This window comes from Pedobacter deserti, from assembly GCF_024436415.1.
Lineage (GTDB): Bacteria > Bacteroidota > Bacteroidia > Sphingobacteriales > Sphingobacteriaceae > Pedobacter > Pedobacter faecalis.
Genome location: NZ_JAFMZQ010000001.1, coordinates 2,010,356 through 2,025,220 on the forward strand (window position 1 = coordinate 2,010,356; position 14,865 = coordinate 2,025,220).

The 14,865-nt window shown below is 47.4% G+C and carries 8 protein-coding genes; 7 read left to right on the top strand and 1 reads right to left on the bottom strand.

Translation table 11 applies throughout. The features are described from left to right. Positions 1 to 35 precede the first annotated feature (35 nt). Positions 36 to 374, top strand: a complete 339-nt coding sequence (locus J3P40_RS09120; RefSeq protein ID WP_256004830.1) for a transposase — start codon at positions 36 to 38, stop codon at positions 372 to 374. Here the strand turns inward: J3P40_RS09120 and J3P40_RS09125 are convergent. Further along, positions 264 to 1,529 (bottom strand): ROK family protein, encoded by a 1,266-nt coding sequence (locus tag J3P40_RS09125; protein ID WP_256004831.1) that lies wholly within the window; start codon positions 1,527 to 1,529, stop codon positions 264 to 266. The genes J3P40_RS09120 and J3P40_RS09125 overlap by 111 nt on opposite strands. Positions 1,530 to 1,716: 187 nt before the next feature. On the opposite strand from J3P40_RS09125, the gene J3P40_RS09130 reads away from it, so the two are divergent. From J3P40_RS09130 to J3P40_RS09155, 6 genes are all read left to right on the top strand, one after another. Next, on the top strand, positions 1,717 to 2,997 hold the full coding sequence (locus tag J3P40_RS09130) for a Gfo/Idh/MocA family oxidoreductase (protein WP_256004832.1): 1,281 nt from the start codon (positions 1,717 to 1,719) through the stop codon (positions 2,995 to 2,997). A gap of 43 nt (positions 2,998 to 3,040) precedes the next feature. Next, positions 3,041 to 6,469, top strand: a complete 3,429-nt coding sequence (locus tag J3P40_RS09135; RefSeq protein ID WP_256004833.1) for a 3-keto-alpha-glucoside-1,2-lyase-like domain-containing protein — start codon at positions 3,041 to 3,043, stop codon at positions 6,467 to 6,469. A gap of 490 nt (positions 6,470 to 6,959) precedes the next feature. Then, the gene (locus tag J3P40_RS09140; protein ID WP_256004834.1) at positions 6,960 to 9,182 is read left to right on the top strand and encodes a heavy metal translocating P-type ATPase; all 2,223 of its coding nucleotides are present in this window, start codon (positions 6,960 to 6,962) and stop codon (positions 9,180 to 9,182) included. Positions 9,183 to 9,237: 55 nt separating this feature from the next. Beyond that, entirely contained in the window at positions 9,238 to 9,831 is a 594-nt protein-coding gene (locus J3P40_RS09145; RefSeq protein ID WP_256004835.1) for an RNA polymerase sigma factor, read from the top strand. Positions 9,832 to 9,908: 77 nt separating this feature from the next. Continuing rightward, positions 9,909 to 11,120 (top strand): FecR family protein, encoded by a 1,212-nt coding sequence (locus J3P40_RS09150; protein ID WP_256004836.1) that lies wholly within the window; start codon positions 9,909 to 9,911, stop codon positions 11,118 to 11,120. A gap of 211 nt (positions 11,121 to 11,331) precedes the next feature. Next, the gene (locus J3P40_RS09155; protein ID WP_256004837.1) at positions 11,332 to 14,862 is read left to right on the top strand and encodes a SusC/RagA family TonB-linked outer membrane protein; all 3,531 of its coding nucleotides are present in this window, start codon (positions 11,332 to 11,334) and stop codon (positions 14,860 to 14,862) included. Positions 14,863 to 14,865 lie beyond the last annotated feature (3 nt).

Below are 14,865 nucleotides of genomic sequence, written 5' to 3' on the forward strand. Positions count from 1 at the left end.
AGCTTTACAGTTTTTGGATTAACCATTCACTGTCAATGAAAGAAGAAGCAATTGCAATATTTGATTATGCTGAAGAACTTAAGGAAAAGCTCATAGAGCTGGTGGTTTACCAGAACTATTCAAAAGAAGAAGTAGCTAAAAAGTACGGTCTGGTAAATACCTATATCCTGACCAACTGGATTATTGGGTACAAGAAAAAATTAGAGAAAGGAGCCGTAACTTCAGCTCCTATGGAAAAGCCAAAGACTAAAGATGCCGCTTCCTCAGCGCAGCGGCATCTTGTGCTTTCCTGCTTTTTGGATACAGGCACCCAGGAAATGGTCAATGCCTGTCGTAGCATAACCCAAAAGCCGGGAATTTTCACCGAGTTCTGAAGACAGGATTGCTGTGCGCTCCCTGATCTGGGTCATACAGTAAGTATTGATGGCCTGCTGCATGGGCAGGGTAATGTACTGTTTGGCTTCAGCTATCTTTCCGCTAAGGATGATCAGTTCCGGATTGAACAGCTGTATCAACACGGCAATTCCTTTGCCCATATGGGTGCCTATGTTGGAAAGCAGCTGTATGGCGTACTGATCTCCTTTGTTTGCTGCTTCGATGATCACGGCAGGTTCAATTCTTTGCAGTTCTTCTTTACTGAGTTTATTGAGCATGGAGTTTTTGCCTGATAAAATGCCTTCCTTGGCCATTTCTGACAGGGCATTGCCGGAGGCGATAGTTTCCAGGCAGCCGTGCTTTCCGCAATAACAAAGGGCACCGTTTTCGACGAATGGGATATGTCCGAGTTCTCCGGAAAAGCCGCAGGCCCCTTTTCTCAGCTGCCCGTCCATAATGATACCCAGGCCGACGCCCCAGTCCATTAATAATATAAGTGCGTTTTGTTTGCCTTTTGCCATTCCGTGTGTGAATTCTGCCATTGATGATCCATTTACATCGTTCTGTATGACCACGGGCAGCTGCAGCATTTTTTCAAATGCGGCTGTAAGGGATGTATTTTCTGCATCACTTAAAAAGTAGCTGTAGCTTTGTCCTTTTTCGGAATCTACCAGGCCGGGCATGCCTACGCTGCAGCCGATCAGTTGATCGTTGCTGATGTGGTGTTCTTTGAGTATTTCCTCGACATTTGTGGTTAAAATACTAAAGAAGTCCGATCTGCTGCTTTTTGATATGGGCAGGGTAATGGATTTGGGTTCGGCTACATAGTTATAGTTGTTGTCCATAACGGCTATTTTTGTACGGAACAGTTCTATATCTATACATATAATAAGTATCTTTTTGTCCTTTAGCCCATATAGATCGGGTTTTCTGCCGCCCATCGAAACCCCATAGCCTTTCTTTTCTATCCAGTCTTCGTCGGTCAGGTTGCTGATGAGCTTCAAAATGCTTGGGGTGCTCATGTTCATGGTATGGCACAGGGTGGAAACTGAGCACGGCCCGAGGTTGAAAAGGTGTTTGACAAGCTGGAATTTGTACAGCGACTGTTTATCGCGTACCGGTTTGGTTATGTTATTTAATAGATGAAGATTCATTTATTTAATCTTTCAATTTTGCTAAATATAGACAACTTATATTAAAATTTTATAGAAGTATTTTTATTCCGTAAATAAATACATGATGTTTTGACTTTTCGACAATTTCTCGTTAATATTAACCATACAAGTATTCGATTTTTTGTGCTGTAAGCGCGATAAGGAGAATCCAAACTTAACCACTTATATGAAACCGGAAGAACCACAACAAAAAAACACCAGGAGAGATTTTATTAAGAAGTCTGCGGTCGGTGTGGCCGCTTTTACTATTGTTCCCCGTTATGTGCTCGGCGGACAGGGTTTTCTTGCACCCAGCGATAAGCTGACAAAAGCGGTAATTGGGGTAGGCGGTATGGGCCGCGGCCACTTTGGATATGAGGGCACCCAGGTGGTGGCCATTTGTGATGTTGACAAAAACCACCTGCAGCAGGCTGCGTCCATGCTGGACAAGGGTGTAAAGACTTTTAGTGATTACCGTGAGCTGATCCAGTTGCCCGAAGTGGATATTGTACATATTGCTACTCCGCCGCACTGGCATGGGATTATGGCTGTTGATGCGGCCAACGCGGGTAAGGATATCTGGTGTGAAAAGCCAATGACCCATACGATAGGCGAAGGAAAAAGGGTTGTGGAAGCTGTAAAGCAGCACGGCCGCATGTTCAGGTTGAATACCTGGTTCAGGTTTAAAGATACATTTTATGGTATGGGCACGACTGTGAAACCCATTAAGAAACTGGTTGACAGTGGTATGCTGGGCTGGCCGCTAAAAGTGACCGTGGGCAAGCATACAGGTTATGACTGGAAGTTTTACTGGGTGGGTAAAGACAATCTGGAGCCCCAGCCTGTACCGCCGGAACTGGACTACAATTCATGGTTAGGGCCTGCTCCTTATAAGCCATACCATCCGCACCGCGTACACCAGACTTTCAGAGGTTACTGGGATTATGATGGTGGTGGCCTGAGCGATATGGGGCAGCATTATATTGACCCGATCCAGTATTTCCTGGGTAAAGATGATACCAACCCGGTTTCTGTTGAGGTGGATGCTCCGCAACAGCATACGGATGCTGTGGGCATCTGGCGCAGGATCACTTATACTTATGCGGATGGCTGCCAGATCATCCTGGATGGAGAGGGCAAGGATACGAATGTTCCTTATATTGAAGGCCCTAAGGGTAAACTCTACCCTGGGTTTAAGTCCGATATTCCTGATCTGGAACGCAAACTGGCCCAGTTCCCTGATCCTGATCCGGAAATCGTGGAATTTTCAGAGTCGGTGAGGACGAGGAAGAAGTTTGCTTTGAACGAGGAGAACGGACACCGTTCCTGTAATATTGTAAATATTGGCCTGGCTGCTTTGAGACTCGGACGGTCGCTGAAGTTTGATCCGGTAAAGCAGGAGTTTGTGGATGATGAGGCGGCCAACAGGCTCATCAACCCGGTAATGCGCGCGCCTTTTTCTATTTAACCATCAGGAGAACTGTTTCAAACAAAAAATTTGATTAATAATCATGATAAAGAAATTATTATTTGTCCTGCTGTCGGTTGCTATGCTGACCAGTATGACCGGCAATATGGTTTTTGCCCAGGACAAAAAAGATGAACGAACTGTTACGACCAAAATAGCCGACCTGCTGGCCCAGTTGCCTGCCAGGGATGCTGCCCAGCTGGCCCGAAACATGAAGGAGATTGCTGATCTTGGTGAGAACGGTTATGTGACGCTGATCAGCGGGCTGACTGCGCCGGGCAAGGGCAATAATTCATTAATTGAATATGCGGTGGGTGGTTTTACCGCTGCATCTACCAAATCCGGACAGCAGGCCTGGCGGTCTATGGCGGTTAGCGCATACTGTAAGGCCTTAGCGAAACTTTCTGATAAGCAGAACAAGGCTTTTATCATCAGTCAGTTTGACCTGGTTGGCAATGATGCTGCTGTGCCTTGTCTGGAGGCTTATATAACTGATGAGCAGCTTGCTGATGAGGCGTCAAGGGCATTGGCAAAGATTGGATCTCCTGCTGCGGTTTCTGCATTGGTAACCGGATTAGGCAAGGCAAACGGCAAGGCTAAGGGTGCTGTCGTTGAAGCTTTGGGGCATACCACTTCTAAGGCCGCTGCTGACGCAATAGGGCCGCTTGCTGCGGGTTCTGATAAGGATCTGGCAAAAACTGCTTTACATGCGCTGGCGCATATTGCAGATGCCTCTTCTGCTGATGTATTGATTAGGGCTGCAGAAGATGCTGGTTATAAATATGACAAGACCAATGCGGTGGCTTCTTTACTGGTTTACGCGGAAAACAGGGTTGCCAGCGACAAGGCCGGTGTGGAAAAGATCGCAAAGGCTATTCTGGAAAAAGCAACCGGAGATGATCAGGTTGATCAGCGCATTGCTGCACTCAAACTGATCGCGGAAACGCAGACTGGTCAGCAGGCTTTGCTGGATGCTATGAATGATAAGCAGTTTGAATTCCGCGCAGCGGCGGTAAGACTGGCGGCTGCTGGTTTGACTGATGCAAATAGTGCGGAATGGGTGAAGAGACTCGGGAAGGCGGACGCGCCTACAAAGGTTTTGATTATTGATATGCTGGGCAGGGCTCACGCAAAATCTGCGTACGCGGTTTTTCTGAAGTTATTTAAGGATAAGGATGCAGAGGTGCGTAGTGCCGCATTTTCTGCGGCTGCATGGACGGGGCAAGAAAAAGCAATTGAGCCAATGGCAAAGGTAATGGGCAAGGATACGGCAAATTTGGTTGCCGTATCTGAAGTCCTGCGACGGATCAGGGGCAATGATGTCACTGCGTCAATCAGTAGTAGCATTGCAGGTGCAAAACCAGAAGTACAGGTGGCTTTGATCAATGTCCTGGCGGCACGTGCTGCAAGTGGCCAGCGTAATGTTATATCTGCTGCACTGACCAGCAACAAACCTGAAGTAAGGAGAGCAGCTTTTGCAGCTTTAAAGAGTGTTTATACGCCGGAAAGTAAAGCGGAATTGTTTGCTTTAATGGATAAAACTACCGACCCGGCTGAACTGAACGATATACAGGCGGCAATTATTGCTGTAAACAAGCAGGGTAGCAACGCTGATGCACAGACTGCAGAAATCATGGCGCAGATGGATAAATCTGCTGAGGACAAGAAGTTGCTGTATTATAAGGTGTTGGGAAACATTGGTGGCAAGAAGTCACTGAGTGCTGTTTCATCAGCTTTTAATACTGGCAATGATGCGGTCAAAAAGGCTGCTTTGGATGCATTGTCTTCCTGGGCTGATGCGGGTTCGGCTGATGAGCTGATCAAAATAGCCAGGACAACGAATAACCCTGATTTTTTAAACCAGGCTGTTAACGGTTATCTGCGCCTGGTAAGGAACGCGGATTACGCTGACGAGCAAAGGTTGTTGTTGCTGCGCAATGCGATGGCAGTAGCTAAAACTCCGGCTCAGCAGCAAAGGATTTTAAAGGATATCGAGGGAGCGAAGTGTTTTAATGCAATAGTATTTGCCGGTCAGTACCTCGACAATCCTGCTACACAGCAGGCTGCAGCCAATGCAGTTATGCATATTACCATGGCTGGTGAGTACAATGGTGATATTGTAAAGAACCTGCTCAACAAAACCATCGCTGTGATCACTGGCGGTGATGCAGGTTATCAGAAGGAAGGAATGCGTAAGTATATTTCTTCTATGAAACCGGGTGAGGGTTTTGTTCAGGTATTCAATGGAAAGGACCTTACAGGATGGAAAGGTTTGGTAGCTGATCCGATCAAACGGTCAAAAATGGATGCAAAAACACTGGCTGATGCACAAGCTAAGGCTGATGCTGCCGCAAAGGACAGCTGGAAGGTGATTAACGGAGAACTGGTGTTCCAGAGCCATGGTGATAACCTGGCCACCGTAAAGAAATATGGTGATTTTGAGATGCTGGTTGACTGGAAGATCATTGATGATAAGAAGGGCGAGGGTGATGCCGGTATTTATTTGCGTGGTACTCCCCAGGTTCAGATCTGGGACAATGCCCGTACCAATGTGGGTGCACAGGTGGGCTCTGGTGGTTTGTACAATAACCAGTCCAACCCAAGCAAGCCTTTGGTTGTTGCAGATAATAAACTGGATGAATGGAATACTTTTAGGATCCTGATGAAAGGTGACCGCGTTACGGTGTGGTTGAACGGGGTACTGGTGACGGATAATGTGATCCTGGAAAACTACTGGGACAGGAACCTGCCTATCTTTGCTGAAGAACAGATTGAACTGCAGGCGCATGGTTCACCGGTTGCATACAGAGATATTTTTATCCGGGAGATCCCGCGTCCTAAGCCTTTTGAACTGAGCGCTCAGGAGAAGAAAGAAGGGTATAAGGTCCTGTTTGATGGTACTAACATGCACAGCTGGACCGGTAACACGACTGATTACGTGATCGAAGACGGCAATATCGCGATCAGGCCAAAGCCGGGTAAGGGCTCTGGCGGCAATTTATTTACCAAAGAAGAGTTCAGTGATTTCGTATTCCGTTTTGAGTTTAAGCTGACTCCGGGCGCCAATAATGGTTTGGGTATCAGGGCACCTCTGGAAGGTGATGCGGCTTATACAGGTATGGAACTCCAGATACTGGACAATGAGGCGCCGATTTATAAAGACCTGCATGTGTACCAGTATCACGGTTCTGTATATGGCACAATTCCGGCGAAACGAGGTTTCCTGAAACCGGTAGGTGAGTGGAACTATCAAGAGGTAATTGCCAACGGCCCTAAGATAAAAGTGATCTTAAATGGCACGGTAATCCTCGACGGCGACCTGACTCCTTTCAGGAAGAATGGTGCACCTGACCATAAAGACCATCCGGGACTGTCAAGGGATAGTGGCCATATTGGCTTCCTTGGTCATGGTTCTCCGCTGGAGTTCCGCAACATCAGGATCAAAGACCTGGCTAAGAAGGAGGGTACCTGAGTTCTTCCAAACTTACTTCATCAGGATACGGTATATCGCTATCGGTTTGTTTTGGAAACTGGAAAGTCAGGCAAGATTTTCTGGAGTGTGTTCCCAACATCCTGGCTACTTCGTGGCCGTTAACTAGAAAATAAGTAGATATTAAATAGAATATAAATAGAGGCTTGGTATATCCTTGGTATATCCTTTCTATATCGTTGGTATATCCTTGATGTATCCAAAGGATATGCCAACGATATGCCAATGATATCTTAACGATATGTTATTTATCTACTTATTATCTAATTAGATTCTATTGATTACGTACTTATTGGCCACTAGGTACAGAATAGACACTTTGAAGAAAAACACTTAAGGGTCAGCAGATCACTGGCTAATGAGAAGAGATCTCTGGATAAGCTGTAAATTCTGCAAATCAATCCCAAAATTCTGTAAGTGCTATTTAGCTTTTTGTCCTGAGATTTGTATTGCAAATTTAAACAATCAACTCATGGCAACAGATAATAGCAACGAAAAAACGATCAAGAGGACTTTTCCCGTGCTCGGAATGACCTGTGCCTCCTGTGCAAGCAGTGCCGAAAGCATTACCAGTCACCAGCCTGGTGTTGTTAGTGCCTCTGTGAATTTTGCCACGGGTAACCTGTTGGTAGAATATATGCCTAAACGTATTGGCGTAGAACAACTGCAAAAGGCGATGCAGTCAGCCGGGTATGATCTGCTGATTGAAGATGAATCTACACAGCGCGAGACGCTGGATAACCTTCATGCCGAAAAGTTTAACAAGCTTAAAAATAAGACCATCTGGGCGGTGCTGTTATCACTTCCTGTCGTAACAATCGGTATGCTCTTTATGGATATGCCCTATGCCAACGAAATCATGTGGCTTTTTTCTACACCCGTAGTTTTGTGGTTGGGTAAAGATTTTTTTGCCAATGCCTGGAAGCAGGCCCGGCATCGTTCCGCAAACATGGACACGCTCGTAGCACTGAGCACAGGCATTGCATATGTGTTCAGCGTTTTCAATATGTGGGTGCCCGAGTTCTGGCACCAGCGGGGCCTGCATGCACATGTCTACTTTGAAGCAGCATCGGTGGTCATTGCATTCATTCTTTTGGGTAAATTACTTGAAGAAAAAGCGAAGGGTAATACCTCTACGGCGATTAAAAGGTTAATGGGCCTGCAGCCTAAAACGGTCATGTTGATTCAGGCTGACGGAACAGAAAAACAGATAAAGATAGATGAAGTTAAAGTCGGCGATGTTATCCTGGTTAAACCCGGAGAAAAAATTGCGGTAGATGGTCTGGTGACTTACGGGAGCTCTTATGTAGATGAAAGCATGCTCAGCGGTGAGCCGATCCCTGTCCTTAAAAAGGAAAACGAAAAAGTATTTGCCGGAACGATCAACCAAAAAGGCAGTTTTCAGTTCAGAGCGGTTAAAGTAGGCAAAGACACGATGCTTGCCCAGATCATCAACATGGTGCAGGATGCACAGGGAAGTAAAGCTCCCGTACAAAAGTTGGTTGACAAAATCGCCGGTGTTTTCGTTCCGGTCGTATTGGGTATTGCAATCCTTACATTTCTATTGTGGGTCGTTTTGGGCGGAGATAATGGCATTGTTCATGGACTTCTGGCGGCCGTTACCGTACTGGTTATCGCTTGCCCTTGTGCATTGGGGCTGGCAACGCCTACTGCAATTATGGTGGGCGTTGGTAAAGGTGCCGAAAGCGGTATCTTAATTAAAGATGCTGAGAGCCTGGAGCTGGCTAAAAAAGTTGATGCGATAGTGCTGGACAAAACAGGAACAATTACCGAAGGCCTGCCACGGGTAACAGACATACAATGGCTCAATAATGATGATAGCACTAAAAACATTTTACTAAGTATAGAAAAACAATCAGAACACCCACTGGCGGAGGCAGTGACTAAGCATTTGCAAGGTGTGCAAGCCATCTCTTTGTCGATGTTTGAGAGCCTTACAGGTAGAGGCATAAAAGCCAGTCACCACAATGAAAACTACTATGTAGGCAATCAAAAACTGCTGACAGAAAATCAGGTTCAGATTGGCGAGCAGCTGCAAGCCTGGGCCGACGAATGGAGCCGCCAGTCTAAGACCGTGATTTGGTTTGCAGATAGCAGGCAAGCACTTTCTGCAATAGCTATTTCCGATCAGATAAAGGAAACCTCAATAGAAGCAATCAGGCAATTGCATGACATGGACATTGATCTGTATATGCTTACAGGTGATAATGAGGCCACTGCCAAAGCTATCGCTCTGCAAACGGGCATCAGGAATTACACTGCCGAGGTATTGCCACAGCAGAAAGCAGATTTTATAAGAGAATTACAAAATCAGGGCAAAACTGTTGCAATGGTGGGCGATGGTATCAATGACAGTACGGCCCTGGCAACGGCGGACGTGAGCATAGCCATGGGTAAAGGAAGCGATATTGCTATGGATGTTGCCAAGATGACAATAATTTCATCAGACCTTACTAAAATTGCACAGGCTATAAAGTTATCAAAACGGACCGTAGCCACCATAAAACAAAACCTCTTCTGGGCATTTATTTACAATGTGATCGGTATTCCGCTAGCGGCAGGTATTCTTTATCCAATCAACGGATTTCTGCTTAATCCGATGATTGCTGGCGCAGCAATGGCTTTAAGCAGTGTAAGTGTGGTAACTAATAGCTTGAGGTTGAAATGGAAATAATAAGGTAAATTTCTTAAATGAAATGTAATTGCTAAAATATCGCTATCATTGGCAAATGTCAAGATACCATGGTCTTAACGAAACCGAACTGGTCCTTCTGCTTAAGAAGGGGGACGAGAACGCTTTGCGGCCATTGTATGATATGCATGTCGTACAACTTCACCATTTCATCATCAGAACCGCAAAATCAAAGCAATTGGCTGAAGATGTGGTGCATGATGTTTTCGTTAAGATATGGGAAAAGAGGGCACAGATTGACAGCACCCAGCCTTTCAAAACCTATCTCTACAGCATAGCTAAAAACCATTTATTGAACCTGCTTAAACGTGCGCGGCATGAACATTCCATTCTGGAAGAGATACGCAAATATGCCATACCTATAGAAAATACTACCGATTGGCAGATTGAGTTTACGGAAGGCAACGCGGTGTTAAACGAAGCGATGGAAAAACTTCCGGAGCAATGCCGCCAGGTGTTCATCCGCTGCAAGATACAAGGACTGTCTTACAGAGAAGCGGCAGCCGAACTCGGCATCACCGAAGGCACCGTAAACGCCCAGATGGTAAAAGCGCTGAGGATAATCCGGGAATACATCTCTTTCAAAAACGCGATTCTCCTGGTCATTGCCTACCTGTCTGGCCATCATTAAAACCTGTTATTATTTTTTTGCCTTTCGGGTATATGTAAATGCGCCGCCAATTGTATAAGCAATAAAACAAGGGAATTTTGGACGCAGAAAAAGTACAACTATTTACCAGATACATCAACGGACAGTGCAGCACTGAGGAACTCGATCATGTTTTTCAGATGCTCAGCGCAGGCAGCCATTCGGGAGAGTGGGAGGCAGCACTTAGTCAAGACGCGGAGTTTTTGGCACGAACCGATCAACAAGGCGCATTGACTTCCGCGGCCATTGAGGAGATCTATAACCATATTAGCGCAAGTATATCTAGTCCGAGTGCAAAAAACCCTGATGAGAGCAGGCGCGTCAGGCTCTGGCCAACAATACTCTCGGCCGCTGCCGCCATAGCCTTGATCATATCTGGTCTGTGGTTTTTCAATACGCCACAAGCAGATAAGCAGCAGCAAAATCCCGGCTTATCAGGTCAGATTGCGCCTGGCGGGCAAGGGGCAACTTTGACCTTGTCTAATGGGACTAAGGTCGTTCTGGCGGAAGCTGGCAGCGGACAGCTAGCGAGTCAGGGCGGAGTAATTGTTAGTAAGTCCGCAGAAGGCGAGCTGGTTTACACCGTGACCGGCGACTTGGCTTCCGGCCAAAGCGGAAAGAATACGCTATCAACAGCCAGGGGCCAGACCTACCAGGTCAGGCTGCCTGATGGATCTCAAGTCTGGCTCAATGCTGATTCCCGATTAACCTATCCCGTTAATTTCGCTAAGAATGGCAGTCGCGAAGTAAGCCTGAGCGGCGAAGCCTATTTTCAGGTCGCCAAAGATAAGGCGCGACCTTTCCTGGTGTCCTCAAAAAATCAGCAGGTAGAGGTACTGGGTACGCATTTCAACATCAACAGTTATGAAGACGAGCCCCATGTTACCACAACCCTGCTCGAGGGAAGCGTCCGCGTGCTGGCCACCATGCCTAAAAATAAAGGGCCCGTTCGGGATGTTTTACTCCGGCCCGGCAGCCAGGCTGTAAACAGCGGCAGCCAGATCACAGTCTCTGCGGTCGACCTGGAAAGCGTCACAGACTGGAAGGATGGTGATTTTTACCTGAACCATGTCGAATTTAAAACCGCAATGCGCAAAATTGCCCGTTGGTACGATGTAGACATCGTCTACGATTCATCCGTGCCAGACGATCTGGAAACCGGGGGATGGATCTCAAGGAACAATCAATTGTCTGCCGTATTGAAACTTATTGCGTCGTCCGGCCAGGTACGTTTCCAGGTGAAGGACAAGACCATATACGTTTCCAGATGACCAGCACATTGACAGCTAACCGATTATCAAACTAAAAAGGAAAAAACATGACGTAGATCTACCACAAACCAGGAGGCTGAAAAGAAGCCAGAGGTGTTCGCTGCACCTCCGGCAAGGTTTGGCCGCTTCATTGAAAAAAATCAAGTTTTAACGCAGTCCGCCATAGCCCTTAGCAAAGCAGCTGGCGCATCTGCACAACCAAACCAAACGAATGTACAGAAATTATATCAGGAAACTTGATGTGGCTGTAGCGCCATATCAGAAAGTATTGCTAGTTATGCGATTAACCACCGTCATTTTAATAGCCACACTCATGCAGGTTAGTGCCTCGTCATTTGGCCAGCTCATCACCATAACACAGAAAAATGCGCCCTTGGAATCGGTGCTAAAAGAAATCAGGCGTCAGAGTGGTTTCGACATCTATTACGATGGAAAAACGATTACCAAGTCGCTCACTACAACCTTATCAGTGAAGCAAGCCAGTCTTCAGCAGGCCTTAAATGCTGCACTGAAAGACTTAAACCTACATTTCCGAATCACCGACCGAACCGTGCTTATCGAACGTAATCCGCTCTCAGCAAGAAAGGCGAGCTTTATCGTTACCGGCCGGGTTACCGACAATGATCATTTCCCGGTACCAGGTGTTACCGTTACCCTAAAAGGTTCCGGCAAACAAACGATGACAGACGGAGAGGGGAAATTCTCGATTTCTGCCGAGGCTGCGGACGATGTGCTTGTCTTTACCAGTGTATCCATGGAAACACAGGAGATTCGTCTGGACGGGCGCAAAGAAATTAACGTCACGCTACAACTGAAAACCAATGCCTTAAAAGAGATTACGGTCAACACCGGTTTCCAGCGTATTGGCAAAGAAAAGATAACGGGCGCAACAGTAACCGTAGGCAGCGCTGAACTTGAAACGCGGTATACGCCCAACATCCTGAACAATCTGGAAGGCAGGGTTCCGGGCTTGGTTACCTATCGCGGTATGACGTCCATCCGTGGGGTAAGCACCATAAACGCGACCAAGAATCCGCTTGTCGTGTTAGATGGTTTGCCGATAGAAGGATCCCTGGCCGATGTGAATCCCTACGATGTTCAGGATATCACCGTCTTAAAGGACGCGGCTGCTGCGGCAATTTATGGCGCCAGGGCAGCCAACGGCGTCATCGTTGTTACCACCAAGCGCGCCAGGGGCCGCGGAACAAGCGTAAGCTTCTCCAGCGATGTTACCGTGGCACAGAAGCCAGATCTGGATTATAATTTGCTTAGCCCGTCTCAACAGGTCGATGCAGAACTTAAGGTATACGACTATCTGTTTGCCAATACGGGCGGACTCTATCCCAATCGGGCCGCTGCGGTTACTGCGGTAGGCAACAGCATAAGTAACGGTACGCCCATATCCCCGGTACAATACGCATACTACCAGCTCGCCAAGGGCGACATTTCCCAGGGTCAATTTGATGAGCAGCTTGCAGGCTTCAGGCAAAATAACTTTCGGCAGGATTTTAAAAACCGGGCCTTGCTTAACGATGTGCTGCAGCAATACGACCTGGCGGTAAGAACCAGTGGGGAACGCTTTCAATCCAGCTTAGTCGCCAATTACAAAAACAGCAACGGCGGAATTATTAATGCCTACAACCGGCAGCTGAATCTCTTTTACAAAGGAACTTATGAGGTAGCGCCGTGGCTGGATGTAAATTATGGCGTAAACTCGGTACTGGGATATGTTCGTTCGGCCAATAGTGCCTTTGCCGGCAGCGCTCTCAACGTGCCTTCCTACCAGAATCTGACAGATGCAGCCGGCAACCGGATGTATTACACCACCTCAGATTATAATGCGTACAATACCAATACCGCTACGCAACCGGTAAGCAGCCTGCTTTTTAACCACCTCGACGAGCTCGACCGGGACTTCAGGAATACCCGGCAGCAAAACACGCGCTATTACCTGAACATGAACGCAAAAGTGATTCCAGGCCTAACGCTGAGTCCGCAGTTCCAATATGAAAACAACAACCTGGCGGCGTCTACCTATGCGGAGGCCGAAAGCTATACCATGCGCTTTTTAAAGAGTGTTTATACCACCATGTTGCCGGCCAACGGCGGGTATCTCGCTACCTCAAATACGAAGGGCGATTACTGGACAGCTAGAGGACAAGCCGAATATCAGCGAACTTTTGGCGATCATGCCATTGACGCCATAGCGGGAACAGAATTCAGACAGACGCGTACCAGGGGTACGGGCGGACTTCTGCTTGGATATGATGATCAGCTTCAGTCGCATTCTACCACTTCCGTTAGTTTTCCGGCGCTGGCCAATTTCCGCAACACAACCGCGTTTAAGCCAGGATTTAGTACAGCAAGCCTGTACAGTCGTTATATCGCGGGTCCGATAGCCGTATTTCCGGAAACTGTTCATCGGTTCAATTCCAACTATGCCAATATCACCTATACCTATAATCAGCGCTACAATGCTTTCGCCTCATATCGTGTCGATTACGCGGATGTGTTTGGGCTCGATGAGAAGTTTAGAGGCAAGCCGCTTTGGTCGGCCGGCTTGAGCTGGAACCTGCACCGGGAATCTTTTTTAGCGCAGTACGATTGGGTCGATGTACTTAAATTGCGCACAACCTATGGTGTCACCGGAAATATTGTTCAGGGCGTCAGTAGTTTTCTTACGGCCAACTCCACACTGTTCAATCCCGTCACCAATCAGCCAATGTCGGTCGTAACCAATGCCGCCAATCCAGAATTGCGCTGGGAGAAAACGGCAACTTTCAACGTTGGGGCCGACTTTGCTATGTTCGGCGGACGGCTCAATGGGGCGGCCGACTGGTACCGGAAGAAAAGCAGTGATGTGCTGGTTACCCAACGACTCGATCCTTCTGAAGGTTTCACCAGCCAGATTATCAACAATGGGGGACTGCTCAACAATGGTATAGAGCTTAGCCTGCAGTATGATTGGTTCAGGGCGGCAGACCGGCAGGCGTTTGGTTGGAATACCGGCCTGGTGCTCAGCCATAACAAAAACAGAATTACCTATATTGATGAAGTGGCCACCACGCCAATCGCCCTGGCACAGGGTGGATATAAAACCGGCTTTCCGGTCAATTCCCTGTTCTCTTATCAGTACCGCGGACTTAGCAGTATCGGTCAGCCGCAGTGGCTTACCGCCGGAGGCGCTTTGAGTACAATCGCGCTGACGAGTAACGACATGGCAGCCATGGTGTATTCAGGAACCACTGATCCGAAAGTTAATCTTAACCTGACCAGTGAAGTTCGCTACAAAGGATTCAGTCTCTACGTTTTGGCGGTGTATTACGGCGGGCAATCCCTTCGTGCTCTGGTGCCCGAGGTGGTTTCAGGTGTTCCGTACGGATCGATGCCAGCTTATATTGCCAATGCCTGGACTCCTGAGAATACCAATACCATTATTCCGGGAACAGGCAGATACGCGCCAGGGGTATATCCCGGCACACAGGGGCCGCCGGCCGGACAGCTCAGCTATTCTGATGCCTTTGTGCGCAACGGAGATTTCATCAAGATACGCAGTGCAATATTTGGCTACCAACTGCCATTGTCTGTACTATCAACATTGCGTTTAAAAGGAGCCGGACTGAGGTTCCAGCTCAATAATCCAAAAGCGTTGTGGACAAGAAATGATGTCGGCGTCGATCCTGAAACAGGCGGTGCAGCTATCCCCACTTCTTATGTATTTGGTTTAAATGTCAACCTTTAATCT

Coding starts and splice junctions, on each gene's coding strand:
- J3P40_RS09120 (WP_256004830.1), top strand. CDS start 36: ATGAAAGAAGAAGCAATTGCAATATTTGATTATGCTGAAGAACTTAAG.
- J3P40_RS09125 (WP_256004831.1), bottom strand. CDS start 1,529: ATGAATCTTCATCTATTAAATAACATAACCAAACCGGTACGCGATAAA.
- J3P40_RS09130 (WP_256004832.1), top strand. CDS start 1,717: ATGAAACCGGAAGAACCACAACAAAAAAACACCAGGAGAGATTTTATT.
- J3P40_RS09135 (WP_256004833.1), top strand. CDS start 3,041: ATGATAAAGAAATTATTATTTGTCCTGCTGTCGGTTGCTATGCTGACC.
- J3P40_RS09140 (WP_256004834.1), top strand. CDS start 6,960: ATGGCAACAGATAATAGCAACGAAAAAACGATCAAGAGGACTTTTCCC.
- J3P40_RS09145 (WP_256004835.1), top strand. CDS start 9,238: ATGTCAAGATACCATGGTCTTAACGAAACCGAACTGGTCCTTCTGCTT.
- J3P40_RS09155 (WP_256004837.1), top strand. CDS start 11,332: ATGTACAGAAATTATATCAGGAAACTTGATGTGGCTGTAGCGCCATAT.